The following is a 19,295-nucleotide window of genomic DNA, read 5'->3' as shown; positions in this document are numbered from 1 at the left end:
GTTATAAACAGTTAGTCGGTTTTGGCAGGCCTGCTATCTTGCTGGCAAGTTTTGCCGGGCTGCCGGGGAAAAGGGACATCAGATAGATACTCTTACCTTTATCGCTGCCCAGCTTGGCGGCAACCGCTTTTATCAGGGGGCGCATCGCCGGAGACATTTCATAGGTGTGATAAAAATCACGCAGCAGGTGCAGAATTTCCCAATGAGCCTCGTTCAGCTCAATACCTTCCTGTTGTGCCAGTTGTTCCGCAACCTCACGATTCCAGTCTTCCAGATGGCGCAGATAGCCTTCGTTATCGACGGCTATTGCCTGCCCGTTTATATCTAAGTTTTCCATTTTAGAACCAGCTCACCACTTTGCTATAACGACAGCTCAGCTCGACAAATCCGTCATAGTCGATCTGACGAAACTCCTGATTGAGGTCTTTCAGGCCGCGGGCCTGAGCGTCATTTTCCAGCAGATAGCATTGCACTGATCCTGGCAGGCGGGTAAAGAGCGCTGCATAGCCTGGCAAAGCGGCGTACACACCGTTTTCAATCAGTAACAGGGCATCCCCTTCACTCATGGCAGACAGGCTGTCGCTGAGTGCGCTGCTTTCCGATGGGGTTTTGTTAATCAGATGAAGTGTCATAATCAGAAACTCAAAACCTGATCCTGTTGTTTGATCAGGGCGGCAATGCCGTTCTGATCCAGCAGGGTAATATTTAATTTGATATCGCTAGGGCGGATGCCCCGTTGTTCCAGTGCACGGCTACACACATAGAGCTGATCAATATCATACATCTCCAGCATCGCCAGATTGGCTGAAAGGTTTTTCTGGCCGATCGCTGCGGCGTTATGTTCCGGCAATAGTTGCAACACGCCGTCGTCTGAAAACAACAGGCTTAAGGGTTGTTCAAAGACCGAGATGGTGAGTGCGACATCCAGCGCATCCCGGGCGGCGCTACTGCCGTAAGGCGCTTTGCGATTAATAATCAGAAATGATTTTTTGCTATCGCTCATCATCAGGCTCCAAAAGTAACAACGCGGTCAGACAGAATGCCGGCCTCTACCAGTTGGCCCAGTCCGGAGAGGTTAAAATCGGGGCTCAGGTTATGGCCGTTTTTTTCATAGCGACGGGCCTCATTTTCATCCAGTACACCACGCCTCACGGCCGCCGCGATGCAGACTACCAGATCGAGCTCATGCTCGCGGGCCAGCTCAGCCCATTCGGCCGGAATGTTGCGTTCATCCTGAGGCGGGGCAGCCAGAGCTGAGCCGCTGTGGACGCCATCGGCGTAAAAAAACACCCGATGAATCCTGTGTCCCAGTTTCAGTACGCTTTTACTGAACTGTAAAGCGCTGGCTGATGCCTGGGAGCTATAAGGGGCGCCGGTAATAACAATTGAAAAAATCATAATATATGGATGTCTGTAAACTAAAAAAGCCCTGCAATCTTATCAGGATTGCAGGGCTTTGTGTGTTGTTTTCAGCAGGTGAAAACTAAACTGAAATGTTTAATCGTCGTTAAGGAAACCGACAAGGCTGAGCAGATGAACGAACAGGTTAAAGATGCTTGTGTACAAGCTGACTGTCGCCATGATGTAGTTGGTATATGTGCCGTTGACGATGTTGCTGGTGTCATAAACGATGAAGCCAGACATCAGCAGCACTACTGCGGCAGAAAAGGCCAGGTGCAGTGCCGGAATATGAACGCCAAAGAATGGCAGGGCGATCAGTACCACCATGGATACCAGCACCACCATTAAACCCGCTGCGAGGAAGCCACCCATAAAACTGAAGTCTTTTTTACTGGTCAGGACGTACGCAGACAGACCCAGGAAGGTCGCAGCGGTCATGCCCATCGCAGTCATAACGATCTGACCACCATTGTTCATGGCAAGATAGGTATTAAGAATCGGGCCCAGGGCAAAGCCAAACAGACCGGTAAATGCAAAAACCAATGGTAGTGCAGCCGCGCTATTTTGTTTTTTGTTGATAACAAAGGTTAGCACCATGCCGACGATCAGCGCTCCCAAAGATAAGATTACAGGAGGATTGATGACCATAGAAATGCCTGCGGTCATTGCGCTGAATACCAGAGTCATGGCAAGCAGCATGTAGGTGTTTCTTATCACCTTGTTGGTTGCCAGAACTGACGGTTCTGAACGGACGGTCATTGTATCGATATTACGCATCTTATCCCTCTGAATATTAAGGCTTTAGGTGCCGTTTAAGTTATTCGGTTACCCTATATATATAGGTTTTTTTCAATATATCAAGCATACAGGTATTACGTGTTAATAAGTATGACTGGATCATCTTGTATAGGTTCATATTATAGAGGTTCATAGGCAATCAGAAGATTTATTGTTAAGCTGCGCGCCTTGATCAGAGCAGGTAAGTTATAACGATGTACCCCATCCATATTCTTTTTGAAGATGAGCACTATTTCGCTATCGATAAACCAGCAGGGCTGCTGGTGCATCCCAGTCCCATCGAGCGTCGTGCGCCTAATGCGGTTGCTTTGATACGCGAGCAGATGGGGATCAAAGCGTATACAGTCCACCGTCTTGACCGGCCGACTTCAGGCGTGCTTATTTTTGCCAAAACCTCCGAGGCGGCCAATAAGCTGAACCTCTGTTTTGCTGAACGCCGGGTGCAGAAAACCTATCTGTGCGTGTGTCGGGGCTATACAGAAGAGCAGGGAGTGATCGATTACCCGCTGAAAGAGATTATTGATAAAGTTGCTGATAAGATGGCTAACCCGAACAAGCCAGCTAAAGAGGCTGTGAGCCGTTACCGCCGGTTGGCAACCGTTGAGTTGCCTATTCCTGTCAGCAAATACCCGGCAGCACGCTATTCGTTGGTTGAGGTTAAACCTGAAACCGGGCGTAAACACCAGATTCGTCGTCACCTGAAACATATTTTTCACCCCCTGGTGGGCGATACTCAGCATGGCGATGGTAAGCATAATGCGCTGTTTCGGAATAATTTCGGTCTGGACCGGTTGTTGCTGATGGCAACCCGGCTGGAGTTTATTCATCCATTTACGCATCAGGCGATTCAGATCAACGCCCCGGTGTCGCCCTGGGTTGACGAACTCTTTATGCAGTTTGGCTGGCAGGGGTTCTATCCGGCTCCGCCAATATCCAGTGTCACCGATGCCGGTCTCGCTCAGAATTAGGCTGGCTTTTCATCGTTGAACGCTACCCGCGGTTTACGCCTGGAGGTGTTCTGCTGTCCTGGTTGAGCTAAGCTCGAATAAAACTGATGGTTTTATTATCTTTTTCTGCTTTTTGACTATTGTCCACTGGTGTAATTTGCGTATCCTTAACGCTTAAAACTGATGCACTTTACTCTACCCGTGATGGAATCACCTGAATGACCAACAACACCTCCTTTGCTGAGCGCCTGCACGCTCAGTCTGATCAGCTTAAAATCGGTATTATCGGCGCCATGGATGAAGAGGTCGAGCTGCTGAAGCAAACACTGGAGGAGCGTCAGGAGCATTTGATTGCCGGCTACACCCTCTACACCGGAGCCATGCACGGTATACAAGTGGTTCTGCTTAAATCGGGTATAGGCAAGGTCAATGCTGCGATCGGTACAGCACTGATGTTGCAGGAGTTTCAGCCAACCTGTGTTATTAACACCGGCTCTGCAGGCGGCTTTGCCTCAGAACTGGAAGTCGGGGATGTAGTGATCTCATCTGAAGTCCGCCACCATGATGTGGATGTAACGGTTTTTGGTTATGAGCACGGGCAGGTTCCCGGATTGCCCGCTGCTTTTCTGCCTGATAGCTTCCTTGGCGATGTCGCACAGCGTTGTATCTCCCGGATGGCAGGTATTAAAACAGTAACAGGGCTGATTGCGACTGGTGATTCATTTATGAACTGCCCTGAGCGGGTTGCCAAAACCCGCGAGCATTTTCCGACGATGAAAGCCGTAGAGATGGAAGCGGCAGCGATTGCACAAACCTGTTATCAGTTTGATATTCCCTTTATTGTGATCCGGGCGTTATCAGATATTGCCGGTAAAGAGTCCAACCTGTCATTTGATCAGTTTCTGGTTGTTGCCGCGAAGCACTCCGCTGAGATGGTAATGGCGATTGTGCAGACCATCGCGGATGAAGCTGCCTGATTCAAGCGGCACGACCCTGAAGCGTTAACAGATACCCAGTAATACAACGATAAAAAGGCAACGGATTATGACCACCTCCTTCTATCCTCCCCAGCGTACCCTGATGGGTCCTGGTCCGTCTGATGTTAACCCGCGCGTTCTGGCAGCACTTTCCCGGCCCACTATCGGTCATCTCGATCCCGAATTTATCCGCATGATGGATGAGGTGAAACAGATGCTGCAGTACGCATTCAAAACCGAAAGTCCGCTGACCATGCCAATCTCAGCACCGGGTTCTGCCGGTATGGAGGCTTGCTTTGTTAATCTGGTTGAGCCGGGTGATAAAGTGATTGTTTGCCAGAACGGCGTATTTGGCGGCCGGATGAAAGAGAATGTCGAACGCTTCGGTGGTGTCGCTGTTATGGTGGAGGACGCGTGGGGAAAACCGGTTGATCCTGTCAAGGTGGAGGCGGCTTTTGCTGAGCACAGCGATGTTAAGGTGCTGGCTTTTGTTCACGCCGAAACCTCTACCGGGGTTCTTTCTGATGCTAAAACCCTGTGCCAGATTGCACAGAAACATGGTGCGCTTACGATTGTCGATACCGTGACCTCTCTGGGGGGGAGTGAACTGGATGTAGATGGCTGGGGCATCGATGCGGTTTATTCCGGTACCCAGAAGTGTCTCTCCTGTCCGCCGGGGATCTCTCCGGTCAGCTTTAATAAGCGAGCTGTTGAAGTGATTGAAGCGCGCCAGAGCAAAACGCCTAGCTGGTTTCTGGATCAGAAACTGGTGATGGGGTATTGGGGTGGTGGTGCTAAACGCGCTTATCATCATACCGCGCCGGTGAATTCACTGTATGCTTTTCATGAGTCGCTGGTGATGCTGGAAGAGGAGGGGCTTGAGAATGCCTGGGCGCGTCATCGTCACCATCACAACGCCCTGCGCGAAGGACTGGAAGCGATGGGAATCGGTTTTCTGGTAGAGGAACCATATCGTTTGCCGCAGCTTAATTCAGTGTTTGTACCAGACGGTATCGATGAGGCTGAAGTCCGTCGCCGGTTGCTGGCGGATTACAGTCTTGAAATTGGTGCGGGACTTGGTGCGCTGGCCGGAAAAGTGTGGCGTATCGGTCTGATGGGGGCTGCCTGTAACAAAAAGAATGTGCTGCTCTGCCTGAGCGCACTGGAGAACACGCTTTCAGCCATGGGTGCAGACATTCCGGCGGGTAAGGCGATTGCCGCCGCAGAAGCGGTCTATACCACTGAATAAACGAATGGCTCGTAGTATTTAACGCGTAGTATTTAAAAAGGGGGGCGCAAGCCCCCTTTTTTTAAATGCAGCGGTTTTCTAACACAGCTGAAATAAAAAACTAGTATTCAGGTGGCGCGCTGATCAGCTCGCGCACTGCTTTGACGTTGTCGGGGTGATCCCACTCCCGCGCTCCCACAATGGTTTCAATCCGATTACCGCTGGCATCCACCAGAAAACTGGAAGGCATCCCCTGAATGCCCAGCTGTGTAAACGCCTGACCTTTGCTATCAAGGTAGACAGGCAAACTGAAGCCGAAGGTTTGTTCTTCAAAAAAATGGTTAACCGTTGTCGCTGTCTGACCCAGGTTTACCAGCACAACACTGAATTCATCGGGATCAAACTGCTGCTGCAGTCGTTGCAATGAAGGCATCTCTTTGACGCAGGGTGGGCACCAGGTGGCCCAAAAGTTAATCAGTACCAGGCCGCCCCTATGCTGGTTAAAATCGACGCTGTTGCCCTTAAGGTCGGTCAACTGAAGATTGTCGTAGAGCGATTCTGCAGCAGAGGCTGCCGGTGAAAAGCTGCAAAGCAGTGAAAGTATTACGCCGACAAAGGCTGTTGCCGGTCCCTGCCTATAGTTGCCAAACTGCATTGCATGACCCTGAAAATTAGTGGTGTTTGAAAATATGCCTTTAGCATAGAATAAAGTGATCATAGCAATAGTCAGCCTTTGGGTGGAGAAGAAAACATATGAAAGTTGCATTTATCGGCCTGGGAGTGATGGGCTATCCGATGGCGGGGCATCTGGCGAATGCGGGTCATGATGTCACGGTATACAACCGGACGGCCGCAAAAGCTGAACAATGGAGCCAGCTGTATAAAGGAAGCCGGGCGGCTACTCCGGCAGAAGCTGCACGTGATGCTGATATTGTGTTTACCTGTGTCGGTAATGATGACGATCTGCGCCAGGTGGTCACAGGGACTCAGGGAGTCTTCAGCAGTATGGCTCAGGGTGCGGTTCTGGTTGATCACACTACCGCCTCTGCTGAAGTGGCCCGTGAGCTGGCTGTTATTGCTACCGAAAAGGGGCTTGAATTTATTGATGCTCCGGTATCAGGAGGCCAGGCGGGTGCTGAGAATGGTGTTCTCAGTATTATGATCGGCGGTGATCAGCCAGTGTATGAACGAATCGCCCCGGTGATTGATTGTTATGCGAAATCCGCCAGATTGTTGGGGCCGGCAGGTAGTGGTCAGCTGGCGAAGATGGTTAACCAGATCTGTATCGCCGGGTTGGTGCAGGGCCTGGCCGAGGGCGTCCATTTTGCTAAGCAGGCAGGGCTTGATGCTGCCGCTGTCTTTGATGTTATTCAGCATGGCGCCGCCGGTTCATGGCAGATGATTAACCGTCATCAGACTATGATCGACGACCAGTTTGATTTTGGCTTTGCGGTCGACTGGATGCGTAAAGATCTTAAAATAGCGCTGGATGAAGCACGGAGTAACGGTGCACAGTTGCCGGTTACAGCACTGGTCGATCAGTTCTATGCAGAAGTGCAGACGCTGGGTGGCAATCGCTGGGATACTTCCAGTCTGGTTAAGCGGCTTGAGCCATAGTCGGTCACAGGTGGGTTCACAGCCCACCTGACATTTATTAATACATCTTTTTGGCTATTGTGCCAGCGAAAGGATGCTCTATAATCGCGCCTTATAACTAAAACAGATATAACCACATAAATTATCCGTATTTAATTATTACGGTAACCAGTGAGGACAGTTCTATGGCCGATAAGTACAGCATGATCTCTTTCGTACCCAGCATGGCAATCGTTACAGCGATGGTTGTTGGTACCTTCGTAGCAGTTTACTACCTGCGTAAGTGTATGGCGAAAGATGCTGCGAAAGCTGCTCAGCGCGCTGAGTAATAAGCAGATTTTCTGAAAAAGCAGCCCTGAGCTGCTTTTTTTGTGTCTGTAATTTGCTCTGCCGGTTGATCTCAGGTCAGGAGTGATTGGGATCAGATCAGGTCTGCAGATTCCAGTTATCCGGCACGATGAAGCCCCGGTCGGTTTCACGCCAGAGGCCATCCTTAAACCCTAGCCGGGCGATCAGCATTGGGGTGGTAATACTGTCAGTCGCTTTTATCAGTTCAGCATTTGACAGGGTTTCCTGAAAGCAGCAGCGTGCCAGAGCCAGCCAGCGGGGTTTCATCAGGATAACATACTGATAATCATCCCCCAGCGAGTCCGCTTCTGCGGCTCTGATCCACCACCCCTTAAGATGTTCAGGGCTGATGGGGGCAGGGGGATTGTATTGCTGCCACTGAGGGTAGGGGTAAAACAGATAGCCCCGCAGCAGCAGTGAGTGACGATCCGGCAACAGGCCCAGTGCTATTGCCCGGTTTTTACCGGCATCTGTTTTTGACAGTTGTAGCTGATGACCGGTCAGCCGTTGCCATTTTCGATCGAGTCTGTCAGAGCGGTTTGGACCGATAAAATCGTTCAGGGTGCAGTGATTAATATCATCAGAAGTGCACAGATAAAACTTTACAGCGGCCTCAATATGCACCTTGATACCGTTTTGTAATGCCATGAGAAAATCATATTCTCCCACGGTAGTCTTGTCTCTGGAAACCTGGATATTGTATTTAAGATCAACAGGCTGAGTGAATATCTTTATGTAAAGCCTTACCAGATCTTCGAAATAATAGCCGAGTCTGAACTGAGCCTGCTGGCGCAGTTGGCTAATGAGTGGCTGGGGATTTTTGTCGAGGCTGGCAAGCTGAGCATCAATGTCAGGAGCAGTAAACAGCCAGTCAGATGATTCGGGGTCAGGAGTTGTCATCAGCGAGGGGCTGTAGATGAGCCAGTGCAGATCCCGGACCACCTCTTGCTGGTACACTGAACCTGACTCAAGTGAACCGGGCTTCGGAATCAAACCTTCAGCGGCGTGATCAGAGCGATGGCTTCGATTACTGCTCATAAAACATAATTCACATTGATGTGAAAAGCTCATAAAGTGATACGATACCAATAACTTTACTCTACTTTTATCAGGATGTCTCATGGCACCAAATACACGTTCTCGCGCAAATCAAGTTCAACTTATGCCTAATGAAAAAGACCGTCATCCTCTCATGAGTGATTCTGACATCAATACTATCATGCTCAATGGCGCTCAAATTTCGCTATCAAAGCTAAAGCGGGCACAAAAGTTTGATGCAAGGCTTTATTATTATGCTGAGATCAGTGTTTATCTCGAGGTCAGTTTGTCCCGTGGCGCGGGTATCGCCGATGACACCCGAAAAGAGCTGGAGAAAATTCATGCAGAAGCGACTCATTACCATATGGATGCCAATAAGTTATTGAATATTCTTGAGAAGTAGAAGGGTGCACAGTTAGAATACGCGGATGAATGAGATACCGGATAAAGACGCTAACATCACTGACCCGCATAACAGCGAATCGCTTGCAGAGCTGAATCAGCAGGAACATCAGGGTGATAGTCCATCGTTTGACAGTAAGAGTTTTCTTTCACGATTGACCCGCAGGCCGGGCATCTATCAGATGTTCAACAGCAGTGGTGAAATTCTTTATGTTGGTAAAGCGAAAAACCTGAAAAACCGGGTCAGCAGCTACTTTCGTCCCACGGGTCTGAATATTAAGACGCAGGCGCTGGTCAGTCGTATTGCCGATATCCAGGTTACGGTTACTAACAGCGAAACAGAAGCGCTGTTGTTAGAGCAGAACCTGATCAAAACCAACCGTCCGCCCTACAATATTCTGCTGCGGGATGATAAATCTTATCCCTATATCTTCGTTTCCACCGAGCAGGAATATCCGGCGGTTCGCTTTCATCGGGGAGCAAAGCGGCAAAAGGGGCGCTATTTTGGTCCCTTTCCCAGTAGCGGCGCAGTGCGCGACAGTCTGGCGATTATGCAAAAGGTGTTTCGCATCCGACAATGCGAAGAGAGCTTTTTCAAAAACCGTTCAAGACCCTGCCTGCAATATCAGATTAAACGATGCAGTGGCCCCTGTGTCGGCATTCCAACGCCTGAGGCATATCAGACAGATATTCGTCATGCGATGATGTTTCTGGAGGGCAAAAATAGCAAAATCATGGATGAACTGGCCGAGCAGATGGATCAGGCGTCACTGGCGCTGAATTTTGAAGATGCTGCCATCTATCGAGATCAGATATCCAGTCTGCAGCAGGTACAGGAGCAGCAGCATGTCAGCGGCCAGAGCGGCGATGCCGATGTAATCGGTTGTGCTCAGCAGTCTGGAGCGGTCTGTATGCATATGCTGTTCGTCAGAGGCGGGCGGATAATTGGCAGCAAGGTTTATCATCCCCGTTTTAGTATTGAAGAAACACCGCAAGAATTGCTCTCTGCGTTTATCGCACAATGGTATCTGGCAAGTGGCCGGGAGATTCCCCCGGTGTTGATTACGGTTGAAGAAGCTGTCGATCGTGAGGTGCTTGAAGAGGCGCTGAGTGATCGTAGTGGGCGTAAAGTCACGCTGGTTCATAAAGTGCGTTCCGATAAGGCTGGCTGGCAAAAGCTGGCTCAGACCAATGCTGAGCAGAACCTGCAAAGTCATCTGGCCAGCAAGCAGAATATCTACAACCGTTATCTGTCTCTGCAGGATGCGTTGCAACTGGATGCGATTCCGCAGCGGATGGAGTGCTTTGATATCAGTCATAGCTCAGGAGAAGCGACGGTTGCCTCCTGCGTCGTTTTTGATCGTAACGGCCCCCTGAAATCCGATTATCGCCATTTCAATATTGAGGGTATTACTGGCGGTGATGATTATGCCGCGATGCATCAGGCACTCACGCGCCGTTATACGCGCTTGAAAAAAGGCGAAGGCAAGCTGCCGGATATTCTATTGATCGATGGTGGTAAAGGGCAGGTTGCTCAGGCGGTCGAGGTCTTGGCAGAGCTGCAAATCGAAGAGGTTTTAATCGTGGGTGTCGCCAAGGGAAGCGACAGAAAGGCAGGGCTGGAAACACTTATTATGGGTGATAGCGGTGCTGAAGTAGCTCTGCGGGCTGATTCGCCGGCACTGCATCTGATTCAGTATATCCGCGACGAGGCGCATCGCTTTGCCATTACCGGTCACCGGGCCAGAAGAGGTAAAGCGCGACGCAAATCATCCCTCGAGGGTATTCCGGGAGTCGGGCCTAAGCGGCGGCGGGAATTGCTGAAACATTTTGGCAGTGTTCAGTCGATTGAAACCGCAAGTATTGAAGAAATTGGAAAAGTCTCTACTATAAGCCGCAAAATTGCCGAAGATATTTATGCTACCCTGCATCCTGATCCTTAATGGCAAGCTGTACACTGCCAAATCTGTCCCGCTGCAACAGGAAAACTGAACGTCGATGAAAATACCCAATATCCTGACTCTGCTACGCATTGTTCTGATTCCTGTATTCGTACTGATCTATTACCTCCCGTATGCCTGGGGGCCGATGGCGGCGGCGCTGGTGTTTGCGCTCGCGGCGATCACTGACTGGTTCGATGGTTATCTGGCCCGTAAGCTGGATCAGACCTCACCGTTCGGAGCATTTCTGGATCCGGTAGCGGACAAGCTGATGGTGGCTACCGCGCTGGTGTTGCTGGTTGATACCTACTCTAATTTCTGGATTACCGTGCCAGCCATCATCATCATTGGCCGGGAGATCGTAATCTCGGCGTTGCGTGAATGGATGGCTGAGCTGGGTAAGCGGGCGAATATTGCCGTATCCTATGTCGGTAAATTAAAAACGGCTTTGCAGATGCTGTCGATCTTTATCATGCTGGCTGCAGTGCCCTATACTTTATTCTCCTGGATCGGCATCGGAGCGCTGTATGTGGCATCAGTACTGACGCTCTGGTCTATGTATGTTTATCTGAAAGCCGCCTGGCCGGACCTGACAGACGATATCTGATCAATCGGTATACAGATCTAACTTATTAATCTGATTGCACTTTTTTACCGCTGAAAAGTTGTTGACATAAAAGGTGAGCTGTCTATAATACGCACCACTTCTTCGGAAGCATGCGGAATTAGCTCAGTTGGTAGAGCGGAACCTTGCCAAGGTTCAGGTCGTCGGTTCGAGCCCGATATTCCGCTCCAGTCCTACTTAAGGTAGGATTGAAAGGTATGTATGGTTTTACCTAAAGGCGCGGTGGCAGAGTGGTCATGCAGCGGACTGCAACTCCGTGAACGCCGGTTCGATTCCGACCCGCGCCTCCATATTTGCTTTGCCCGGATGATGGAATCGGTAGACATAGGAGACTTAAAATCTCCCGAAGGAAACTTCGTGCCGGTTCAAGTCCGGCTCCGGGCACCATTTACAGATCGTCCGATCTGGTATAAAAAGGTATGTGAGGCGGAATTAGCTCAGTTGGTAGAGCGGAACCTTGCCAAGGTTCAGGTCGTCGGTTCGAGCCCGATATTCCGCTCCATCTACACCCTTCCTTTATTATTTAAAACCCTCAATATTGATCAGTCCTATTGCTCATTTTTGAAAAGCTCCAGTGTTGTGTCCAGCATTCGGTTGGAGAATCCCCATTCGTTATCGTACCAGGCAAACACCTTCACCAGGCCATTCATGACGCGTGTCTGAGTGCTGTCAAAAATTGACGAGGCCGGGTGATGATTGAAGTCGACAGAGACCAGCGGTAATTCGTTGTATTCCAGGATGTTTTGCAGGCTGCCTTTCGATGCTTCCCGCATAAGCTGATTGATCTCTTCCACTGAGGTTTTTCGTTGCGGTACAAAACACAGGTCAACCAGTGAAACGTTGGCGGTAGGGACGCGCACAGCCATGCCTGTCAGTCTGCCTTTTAGTTCCGGCATTACAATACCCACCGCTTCAGCGGCCCCGGTACGGGTCGGGATCATCGACAGCGTTGCAGCCCGGGCGCGGTAGATATCGTTGCTGTAAACATCAGACAGGTGTTGATCATTGGTGTAAGCGTGGATGGTGGTCATAATACCCTCCGTGATACCAATAGTGTCATTCAGAATCTTGGCTACCGGTGCCAGGCAGTTGGTAGTGCAGGAGGCGTTGGAGATAACTTTGTGTTCAGGCCTAAGGATCGACTGGTTAACGCCATAAACAATCGTGGCGTCGGCGTTGCTTGCCGGCGCAGAGACCAGTACCCGTTTAGCGCCCTGATCCAGATGAACTGCAGCCGCTTCGCGGCTGGTAAACCGGCCGGTGCATTCGTAGACAATATCAATCTCCAGTTCGGTCCATGGCAGGGTGTGGGGGTCGGCTTCGCTGAGTATTTTAATACTGTCACCGGCGACTTTCATAATGTTACCCTCAGCGCTGACCGGGTAGCTGAAATGACCGTGTACGCTATCGAACTCGGTGAGGTGTGCATTAACCCGGCTATCGCCGAGATCATTGATTGCAACAATTCTAATCTGAGTGTTCTTACCTGATTCGTAAAGGGCGCGGAGTATATTGCGACCGATACGACCATACCCATTAATCGCGACTCTGATTGTCATGGCATGCTCCTTCTGTTGCATTGGTTTTGTTTCAGCATAAGGCGATAATGGCGGAAATCAAAGAATCAGCTGATATTCGCATGGGCGAGGGTTGCTGGTTTGTGTTCGCCAAAACTGATTTTACTGGTGGTTGTGTGGTGGCTGATATAGGATAAGTATCCAATATGTATTATGTATTTTTAATATCATGACTATGACTCCCAAGACCTACGAAAAAGTATTTGAGATCGCAGATAATCTGTTGGCTGAGGGGCGAAAGCCAACCCAGCAGATGGTGCGAAACGCGCTTGGGTCAGGCAGTCTGACCACAATCAATAAAGCACTGAATGATTGGTGGCAAGGGCTGGGTAAGCGCCTGATTGAGCAGAATTCCCGCCCGGAAATACCAGAACCGGTATTTAATAGTGCAAACACCCTCTGGCAGCAGGCGCTGGCATATGCTGAGCACCAATTGTCAGATCAGCGGGAGCAGCTTGAACAGCACTACCTGGAGTTGAAAGCTGAGCTGGAAGGGCGCAGCACTGATGCCCGCGATGATCTGCGTCGCCTTCAGGATTTGTCAGATAAGCTGCTCGATGAGAATCAGCGGTATCTCGAAACAATCGCCGAGCTGCAGAAAAAACAGCGGTTGCAGGATGAGCGCGAGATGCGGCTGGAGGCTGAGAATCGGGACTTCAGGCGTCAGGTTAAAGAGTTTGAAATCACACTGGAGCAGCTTGAACGCAAGGGTGGTGGTAATCAGCGACAGGAAATGCTGGAGTATCAGCATAAAAATCAGTACCTTGAGGGAGAGGCTTCGAGGCTTGAAAAACACAATCGTATTCTTCAGGATGAAAACCGTCAGCTCAGAGACTCGCTGCTTGAAGTTGAGCGGCAGAGTATCAAGGACAAATATCAGCTGGAGCAGGTAATCAGCCAGCAGGATATGCGCTATCGTGAGATGGAACAGAAGCTGGGTGCAGGGAACGCGGGTTCGCTGCTTGAGGCCCGGTTAAAGGACAAAGAGAGTGAGATTGAGCGACTCCACTCTCTATTGGAAAACTTTAAGTTAAAGTCATAACTACTTGAATATTTGAGACTATGGATACATATCTGGATAAGGGTTCATCGTACGAAGAGATTCTTGAAGGGATTAAAAGCTGTGATCCTGATGGGGCCGTTTGCTGTACAGATGAACCGGTTTTCAATCTTGCCAAGGTCGTTCTTGTTAAGGAGAAGCTTGCCGGCATCACATTGCAACTGGTCGATGAGCAGGGGTACGCTACCCGGCAGGTTACCAGTAAAAAACCATCCGATGATCAGCCCAGTGACCGCCACCTCAGCACTCGCCAGGCCGCAGTAATCAGAGCGCTTGAGAAAGTTCTGATGCATTGCAGGAAGGAGGGTATCAAGCTGATCGGATATAGTGATGAGCTGGTTGCCATACCGGTTGTCGTCAGTGCTGAGGATGTATCGCCTGCTGTAGCGTTGGATATTGATACCCATGGTGTGTATTTCGGAGCGGATAGTGTTATTGGAAGTGATAGCAATACTTAATCTAAACACTGCATTACTGCTCAGTGATCAGTATAATCAGCCCATCGATAGAATATTCAAACGGATCTGAACTATAAATGAGAGCTATCAAGGTATTGCTGGTTGATGATCACCCGGTTGTCAGGGCTGGTTTTCAGCGCTTGCTGGATAATGACAGTGGGATCGATATTGTTGCCGAGGCCAGTAGTGGTCAGGAGGCAGTAGCGAAGTATTTTTCTGTCCGTCCGGACGTGGTGATCATGGACCTGTCCATGCCTTCTCATGCATCTGATGGCGATGGCGTCCAGATTTACGGGGGGTTGGAAGCGATACGGGTCATTCGTGCTAAAGATCCTGATGCAAAAGTCCTGGTGCTGACTGTTATGGAAAGCGAGCCGTTTCCTGCTCATGTAGTTCAGGCCGGTGCCTCTGGCTATCTGACTAAGCGTTGCGCGCCTGATGAGCTTCTGAAGGCCGTCTACGAGGTTTCAGAAGGGCGAACATACTACGCAGAGAGTATTCGTGAAATGCTGGTTCCCGGCGCTGCTGATAGTCATTCACCCTTTAGTAAGCTCACCAAGCGGGAATTTCAGATATTTTCCTGTCTCGCACAGGGTCAGGCTGCGGCTCAGATCGCCGAAAAAATGTTCCTCAGCCCCAAAACGGTACATGCTCATCGCGCCAATATCCTGCGCAAACTGGGTATCAATAATAATTCTGAACTTGTACATATAGCGATACGTCATAATATTGTAGAGGCCTGAATACTTCATTCAGACCGCATATTATTCGCGTGCCAATTTGAGGCGTAGTCTATGTACGATCAGGATCAGTCTGAGCTTATTCTTGAAGCTGATTTTCTCTGGCGTGAAATTCACGTCGGAGATGAAATATATCTTGATGCCGATTTTTATAGCAGCAACCGGCGATTGCTATGCAGGGGGGCGCCTTATCAGGTGCTCGCAAAAATCGATAAAACATGTGGTGCGCAGGAGCTGATCGTTCAGTCATATCAAACCCATGAACTGGTAGCGGTTTCTCCATACCTGGTTTGTAGTTACGAATCTCCGGAACAGCCCATACTGATATCCTGATCTAAGACATCAGTTTTTTATCGTAATCTTCAGTGCATTTCAGACGGGCAGTAATCAGAGCAGGCGAGGCATAATCGCCTGTTTTTTTTCGTGCGGAGAATCCTCTCTGGCATCTACCAACAAAACCTTCAGATTTTTCACGTAGCGCACGCTATTTTTATCCCATTCTGTATTTAACGTAGTAAGCCTTAGCTAACACTGAGTAGCCTGAATAGCGGTAATTTCTATAAATTAAAGACTGCGTATAATGTATATTATGTTAAATAGGATGTTTATGGGTAGGATGCTCTGTAGCCCCTGGTAAATTCAGGGCAGCCCTGAGTTATTTAACGTAATCAGAATTATGGGTGCTGCTATAAGGCGCGGCTGGCAACAGCAATTAATGACTTCTCTGTGGATTCGAATGGAATGTGTTCTCGTGCGGAGAGCGTCGAAGAATTTAGTTTTACGGGTAATCCTGCCGCTGGATGAAATCTCCTGCGATGATAAATACTGCTATCAGTGCGATGTCATTTCTTCTGAAACCTGAATCTGAAACCTGGATCATGTCACGCTCGATTCCTTGAGCAAGGATGCGAACGGTTTTCTCAGTCCGGGACGACTCTCTGTATTTCATTGGCTGTTTTATTAAAGATTGTTTTATCAAACCTGAATGCTCAGTTTGTATTTAGCATCTGGGTAATTTCGTGCGGACAGCGCCTGAGAATTTAGTTTCGAAGGTAATCCGTCGATCCGTGTAATCTGACCGGTATGCTGTTCTGATAAATATGGCTTAAATAAACATGACCAGATAAACATGCCGGAAGCGTCGTTCTATTTTTCATCGGGCAGTTAAAAGTATTAGCGTTAATCTCAATTACTGGTTGCTGTCTGACAGTGTTCAATTTGATTCTGGAGTCGATGCTATCGATTAGTGCCGGATAGCCTTACTAGCGGTTCGACAGGCAGGACATAACGATGTTTCTATCTTGAGTTAGCTGGATTCAGTGGGAACTTATTTAAGACCTGTGTGCGTCTGAATAGCCTATGAGCGAATCCGGTACCGTTTATCCACGATAGGCGCCTTTATGTCTGCTTCTTGTGTTACCAGTAGTAGACACTACTGGTAATTGAAGTCACTAGTTCATACAATAACGTTCTTATCTCTGACAACTACTTAAGGTTCAACGCCCGTGTCGACTACAGACTTCTCTGGCCTCCCGCTGTTTGATTCCGCTAAGCACTTTAATCAGATCCCCCGAAATGTGGTGTTTCCCGATCAGGCGCCAGCCGTTGAAACGTTTGTGCTCGGTGTTGCTGTTGAGGGTGCGCTTGATGATTACCGCTACACCAAAGACTTTCTTTCCAGCTACAGCAAGAAGAGCCAGGACACCTATGAGAAGTTCAGAGGTGATGCTGAACGACTCTTACTCTGGACCTGGTTAATCAAAAAGAAATCCATTGTTGATCTGCGCAGACGTGATCTCGAGGAATATACGGACTTCGTCGCCAGCCCCGATGTGCACTGGCAGACTGAAACCATAGAAAGGCGTTTTACCACGGTAAACGGTGTGCGTGAGCCGAACCGAAACTGGCGCCCTTTTCGCGCTGCGGGGGCTGGCAAAGGGCGACTTAACACCAAGTCCTGGCAGGGATTGTTCTCTAATCTCAGTGTGTTTTTTAACTACCTGATGGCAGAAGATTATGCGCCGGGTAATCAGATTCCGATTGTTAAGAAAAACTGCCCCTATCTGAGACAGGAAACCGGTATCAATACCGCCCGCCGGTTGTCCGAATTGCAATGGGAATATTTGCTCAGTTCTGCTAAATCCCTGGCTGACGCTGATTCGCAGCATGAACGAACGCTGTTTGTGGTCGCGACGCTAAAGTCGCTTAAATTACGTATCTCAGAGCTCTCTGAACGGCCCAACTGGTTACCGGTTATGTCGCACTTCCATCGGGATCACGAAGGCAACTGGTGGTTCCGGGCCTATGGCAAAGGCTCTAAAGAACGCGATGTATCAATCTCCAATGAATATATCGAATTTCTTCAGCGCTACCGCATCCACAGAGGCCTGACTCCCCTTCCCTCAAAAGACTCCGCTGAGCCGGTCATCGAATCCCGGGTTAAAAATCGAGGCATTGGCAGTCGCCAGTTACGTAATATTGTCGAAGTCGCGTTGAATGAAGGTTGTCACTCCCTGATAACCGATGGCTTTGATGTCGAAGCCTCAGAACTTCGAGCCGCCACCACACACTGGTTAAGGCATACTGGCGCGTCAATGGAGGTCGCGGCAGGTCGTAATCTCGCTCACGTTCAGGCCGACCTGGGACACGGTAGCATCAGAACCACCGATGAGCTTTATGTGGATTCCGATAATATGGAGCGGGCTTCGAGCGCTAAGGGGCAAGAGGTTTAACGTAACTGTTAAGACGTACTCATTCAGACGTACTAACTAAGACTTGATTTGATCTTTGTGAGAGCCGTTATATAACTGCTTCAATCCCTTTTTTATCAATGACATTGAGCAAACGCAAAGCGGCTCCTTGGGGCTGGGTTTTGCCTTGCTCCTACTTTTTAACACTTTCACTGCTCATGTTAAGAACGGTCGCTAATACACCCTGGCTTATGTGCTCTCGCTGTCTTATCGATTTAATTCGAGTGGCTGTCATCTCTTCATTTTTAGCGCTCATGGCTAATGCATCAATTTTACGCATCGTTAATTGATCGATAGTACCGTTGTCATTAAAACGCTTTGCCATTGCGTGCATTTTGTCTAAACGTGTATCAACCATTTTTAACCTCTCTCAGCAAACCCGCTGTTATGTTTTGCCCGATCTGTTTATCTGTAAAGTTAAGGAAGCTATCACTCAATAGCCTGTCTGTTTCCAGTAGCTTATCGGGGATCTCTTTACCTTTATTTGGGACATCTGCCTTACGCCAGCCATCAATAAAAAATAAGATTATCTTTGACGAGCTAGTGAATGTTTATATCTGAATCAGGAAGGGCTTCAAGCAGGGTTCTCATCTCTCTTGCTGGCCACAGGCATTCTTTCTGACCTTTAACCGTGCATGGACGATCACAGAGGCTTCTGGACAAGGAATATGTGCCAAGATCCAGAATGTCAGTGCCATCCCAGGTGTATGACTCCAGTCCATCAATCATCAATCGAAGCGTGCCCTGAACTGAGCGGCTGCAATCGGTATCAAAAGACAGCTCACCCATCGCATCAAGTGCCTTTTGAATGAGCGCTTCCGGATAATCCATTTTCAGCATAGTGCTGGTCAGCATATCAGTTAACCAGAAATCCAGCTGCTTGATCTCTTTCAGGGTTACACCTGTTAATGCGACGGTAAAACGGGTTTGATCATGGGTAAACACTATGCACTGGCGGCGCTGTATGGTGGTGATATTGGCATGCCAGTCGCCCAGTGGTGATGGCTTATTGTCTGATTTAGCAGGCACGTCAAAGCCCGCTTTGTTTAATTTTCCAGCCAGTTTTTTAGTAACGTGAATTGTCATGTTGTTTCTATAAGCTACTGTTTCTATGTGTTATTTTTTCTAAGAAATTGATTGTTATAGCTTGCGGTTAATCAGTATATCAAATACCACTCGTGCAAGCCCTTGTGCCACCTGCGGGTTACTGAGTATCTGCATCATCTGGTTCTGATGAGCATCTGAGCTATCCATCACTGCTTCATCCAACGCCATTGGAAAATCACCCAGAAACGCCTGTTCTGAGGAGTTGTTTCTGATCTGGTGCATCACCTTCTCGTTCTCCCCCACTTTGTTAGCCACCGTACGGGCGTAGTTGAGCATGTCATCGTCCGTTTTGTAATGCTTAGG

24 protein-coding genes and 4 tRNA genes are annotated in these 19,295 nt (G+C 49.1%); 17 read left to right on the top strand and 11 right to left on the bottom strand.

Annotation, left to right across the window (positions count from 1 at the left end; all coding sequences use genetic code 11):
* Window position 1 precedes the first annotated feature (1 nt).
* The 5 genes from KDX31_08820 to KDX31_08800 form a co-directional block, all read right to left on the bottom strand.
* Entirely contained in the window at window positions 2-337 is a 336-nt protein-coding gene (locus KDX31_08820) for a TusE/DsrC/DsvC family sulfur relay protein (GenBank protein UTW05078.1), read from the bottom strand.
* A 1-nt stretch (window position 338) separates the two neighbouring features.
* Complete coding sequence (gene tusB / locus KDX31_08815; GenBank protein UTW05077.1) at window positions 339-632, bottom strand: sulfurtransferase complex subunit TusB; 294 nt, start codon at window positions 630-632, stop codon at window positions 339-341.
* A 2-nt stretch (window positions 633-634) separates the two neighbouring features.
* Window positions 635-1,003, bottom strand: a complete 369-nt coding sequence (tusC, locus tag KDX31_08810; GenBank protein UTW05076.1) for a sulfurtransferase complex subunit TusC — start codon at window positions 1,001-1,003, stop codon at window positions 635-637.
* A 2-nt stretch (window positions 1,004-1,005) separates the two neighbouring features.
* Complete coding sequence (tusD, locus tag KDX31_08805) at window positions 1,006-1,398, bottom strand: sulfurtransferase complex subunit TusD (protein ID UTW05075.1); 393 nt, start codon at window positions 1,396-1,398, stop codon at window positions 1,006-1,008.
* Window positions 1,399-1,497: 99 nt separating this feature from the next.
* A complete protein-coding gene (locus KDX31_08800) occupies window positions 1,498-2,178 on the bottom strand; it encodes a Bax inhibitor-1/YccA family protein (GenBank protein UTW05074.1) in 681 nt (226 codons plus the stop codon).
* Between the two features lie 215 nt (window positions 2,179-2,393).
* Here KDX31_08800 and KDX31_08795 point away from each other — a divergent pair, with 215 nt between their 5' ends.
* The 3 genes from KDX31_08795 to KDX31_08785 all read left to right on the top strand — a co-directional run bounded on the left by KDX31_08795 (window position 2,394) and on the right by KDX31_08785 (window position 5,372).
* On the top strand, window positions 2,394-3,167 hold the full coding sequence (locus tag KDX31_08795; GenBank protein UTW05073.1) for a tRNA pseudouridine(65) synthase TruC: 774 nt from the start codon (window positions 2,394-2,396) through the stop codon (window positions 3,165-3,167).
* A 197-nt stretch (window positions 3,168-3,364) separates the two neighbouring features.
* Window positions 3,365-4,123, top strand: a complete 759-nt coding sequence (gene mtnN / locus KDX31_08790; GenBank protein UTW05072.1) for a 5'-methylthioadenosine/S-adenosylhomocysteine nucleosidase — start codon at window positions 3,365-3,367, stop codon at window positions 4,121-4,123.
* 67 nt (window positions 4,124-4,190) lie between these two features.
* The gene (locus KDX31_08785) at window positions 4,191-5,372 is read left to right on the top strand and encodes an alanine--glyoxylate aminotransferase family protein (protein ID UTW05071.1); all 1,182 of its coding nucleotides are present in this window, start codon (window positions 4,191-4,193) and stop codon (window positions 5,370-5,372) included.
* 100 nt (window positions 5,373-5,472) lie between these two features.
* Here the strand turns inward: KDX31_08785 and KDX31_08780 are convergent, their stop codons facing one another.
* Entirely contained in the window at window positions 5,473-6,069 is a 597-nt protein-coding gene (locus KDX31_08780) for a TlpA family protein disulfide reductase (protein UTW05070.1), read from the bottom strand.
* 35 nt (window positions 6,070-6,104) lie between these two features.
* Here KDX31_08780 and KDX31_08775 point away from each other — a divergent pair, with 35 nt between their 5' ends.
* Both KDX31_08775 and KDX31_08770 read left to right on the top strand, forming a co-directional pair.
* Window positions 6,105-6,968: an NAD(P)-dependent oxidoreductase gene (locus KDX31_08775; GenBank protein UTW05069.1), complete on the top strand. Its 864-nt coding sequence runs from the start codon at window positions 6,105-6,107 to the stop codon at window positions 6,966-6,968.
* 164 nt (window positions 6,969-7,132) lie between these two features.
* Window positions 7,133-7,276, top strand: a complete 144-nt coding sequence (locus KDX31_08770; GenBank protein ID UTW05068.1) for a hypothetical protein — start codon at window positions 7,133-7,135, stop codon at window positions 7,274-7,276.
* Between the two features lie 97 nt (window positions 7,277-7,373).
* On the opposite strand, the gene KDX31_08765 is transcribed toward KDX31_08770, so the two are convergent.
* Window positions 7,374-8,333 carry a DUF1853 family protein gene (locus KDX31_08765; protein UTW05067.1) on the bottom strand — a complete coding sequence of 320 codons (960 nt, stop codon included), beginning with the start codon at window positions 8,331-8,333 and terminating at the stop codon, window positions 7,374-7,376.
* 82 nt (window positions 8,334-8,415) lie between these two features.
* Here KDX31_08765 and KDX31_08760 point away from each other — a divergent pair, with 82 nt between their 5' ends.
* The 7 genes from KDX31_08760 to KDX31_08730 all read left to right on the top strand — a co-directional run bounded on the left by KDX31_08760 (window position 8,416) and on the right by KDX31_08730 (window position 11,802).
* Complete coding sequence (locus KDX31_08760; protein ID UTW05066.1) at window positions 8,416-8,736, top strand: excinuclease ABC subunit C; 321 nt, start codon at window positions 8,416-8,418, stop codon at window positions 8,734-8,736.
* 91 nt (window positions 8,737-8,827) lie between these two features.
* Complete coding sequence (uvrC, locus tag KDX31_08755; protein UTW05341.1) at window positions 8,828-10,678, top strand: excinuclease ABC subunit UvrC; 1,851 nt, start codon at window positions 8,828-8,830, stop codon at window positions 10,676-10,678.
* A 55-nt stretch (window positions 10,679-10,733) separates the two neighbouring features.
* The gene (gene pgsA, locus KDX31_08750; protein UTW05065.1) at window positions 10,734-11,282 is read left to right on the top strand and encodes a CDP-diacylglycerol--glycerol-3-phosphate 3-phosphatidyltransferase; all 549 of its coding nucleotides are present in this window, start codon (window positions 10,734-10,736) and stop codon (window positions 11,280-11,282) included.
* 112 nt (window positions 11,283-11,394) lie between these two features.
* Window positions 11,395-11,470 (top strand) — tRNA-Gly (locus KDX31_08745).
* Between the two features lie 46 nt (window positions 11,471-11,516).
* Window positions 11,517-11,590: transfer RNA gene (locus tag KDX31_08740), tRNA-Cys, on the top strand.
* 10 nt (window positions 11,591-11,600) lie between these two features.
* A tRNA-Leu gene (locus KDX31_08735) sits at window positions 11,601-11,687 on the top strand.
* Window positions 11,688-11,726: 39 nt separating this feature from the next.
* Window positions 11,727-11,802 (top strand) — tRNA-Gly (locus KDX31_08730).
* 46 nt (window positions 11,803-11,848) lie between these two features.
* Here KDX31_08730 and gap read toward each other — a convergent pair.
* Window positions 11,849-12,859, bottom strand: a complete 1,011-nt coding sequence (gap, locus tag KDX31_08725; protein UTW05064.1) for a type I glyceraldehyde-3-phosphate dehydrogenase — start codon at window positions 12,857-12,859, stop codon at window positions 11,849-11,851.
* Between the two features lie 187 nt (window positions 12,860-13,046).
* Here gap and KDX31_08720 point away from each other — a divergent pair, with 187 nt between their 5' ends.
* The 5 genes from KDX31_08720 to KDX31_08700 all read left to right on the top strand — a co-directional run bounded on the left by KDX31_08720 (window position 13,047) and on the right by KDX31_08700 (window position 17,867).
* The gene (locus KDX31_08720; protein ID UTW05063.1) at window positions 13,047-13,919 is read left to right on the top strand and encodes a DNA-binding protein; all 873 of its coding nucleotides are present in this window, start codon (window positions 13,047-13,049) and stop codon (window positions 13,917-13,919) included.
* A 20-nt stretch (window positions 13,920-13,939) separates the two neighbouring features.
* Window positions 13,940-14,395 carry a response regulator gene (locus KDX31_08715; protein UTW05062.1) on the top strand — a complete coding sequence of 152 codons (456 nt, stop codon included), beginning with the start codon at window positions 13,940-13,942 and terminating at the stop codon, window positions 14,393-14,395.
* A gap of 77 nt (window positions 14,396-14,472) precedes the next feature.
* A complete protein-coding gene (locus KDX31_08710; protein UTW05061.1) occupies window positions 14,473-15,138 on the top strand; it encodes a response regulator in 666 nt (221 codons plus the stop codon).
* Window positions 15,139-15,189: 51 nt separating this feature from the next.
* Window positions 15,190-15,468, top strand: a complete 279-nt coding sequence (locus tag KDX31_08705) for a hypothetical protein (GenBank protein UTW05060.1) — start codon at window positions 15,190-15,192, stop codon at window positions 15,466-15,468.
* A gap of 1,172 nt (window positions 15,469-16,640) precedes the next feature.
* Window positions 16,641-17,867: a site-specific integrase gene (locus tag KDX31_08700; GenBank protein ID UTW05059.1), complete on the top strand. Its 1,227-nt coding sequence runs from the start codon at window positions 16,641-16,643 to the stop codon at window positions 17,865-17,867.
* Between the two features lie 151 nt (window positions 17,868-18,018).
* On the opposite strand, the gene KDX31_08695 is transcribed toward KDX31_08700, so the two are convergent.
* From KDX31_08695 to KDX31_08685, 3 genes are all read right to left on the bottom strand, one after another.
* The gene (locus KDX31_08695; GenBank protein UTW05058.1) at window positions 18,019-18,243 is read right to left on the bottom strand and encodes a hypothetical protein; all 225 of its coding nucleotides are present in this window, start codon (window positions 18,241-18,243) and stop codon (window positions 18,019-18,021) included.
* 182 nt (window positions 18,244-18,425) lie between these two features.
* Window positions 18,426-18,971 (bottom strand): hypothetical protein, encoded by a 546-nt coding sequence (locus tag KDX31_08690; GenBank protein ID UTW05057.1) that lies wholly within the window; start codon window positions 18,969-18,971, stop codon window positions 18,426-18,428.
* Window positions 18,972-19,025: 54 nt separating this feature from the next.
* On the bottom strand, window positions 19,026-19,268 hold the full coding sequence (locus tag KDX31_08685) for a hypothetical protein (GenBank protein UTW05056.1): 243 nt from the start codon (window positions 19,266-19,268) through the stop codon (window positions 19,026-19,028).
* Window positions 19,269-19,295 lie beyond the last annotated feature (27 nt).

It is taken from the genome of Amphritea atlantica, assembly GCA_024397875.1.
GTDB classification, from domain to species: domain Bacteria; phylum Pseudomonadota; class Gammaproteobacteria; order Pseudomonadales; family Balneatricaceae; genus Amphritea; species Amphritea atlantica_B.
Note: the sequence above shows the minus strand (reverse complement) of the source record. Positions and strands in the feature narration are given on the sequence as shown.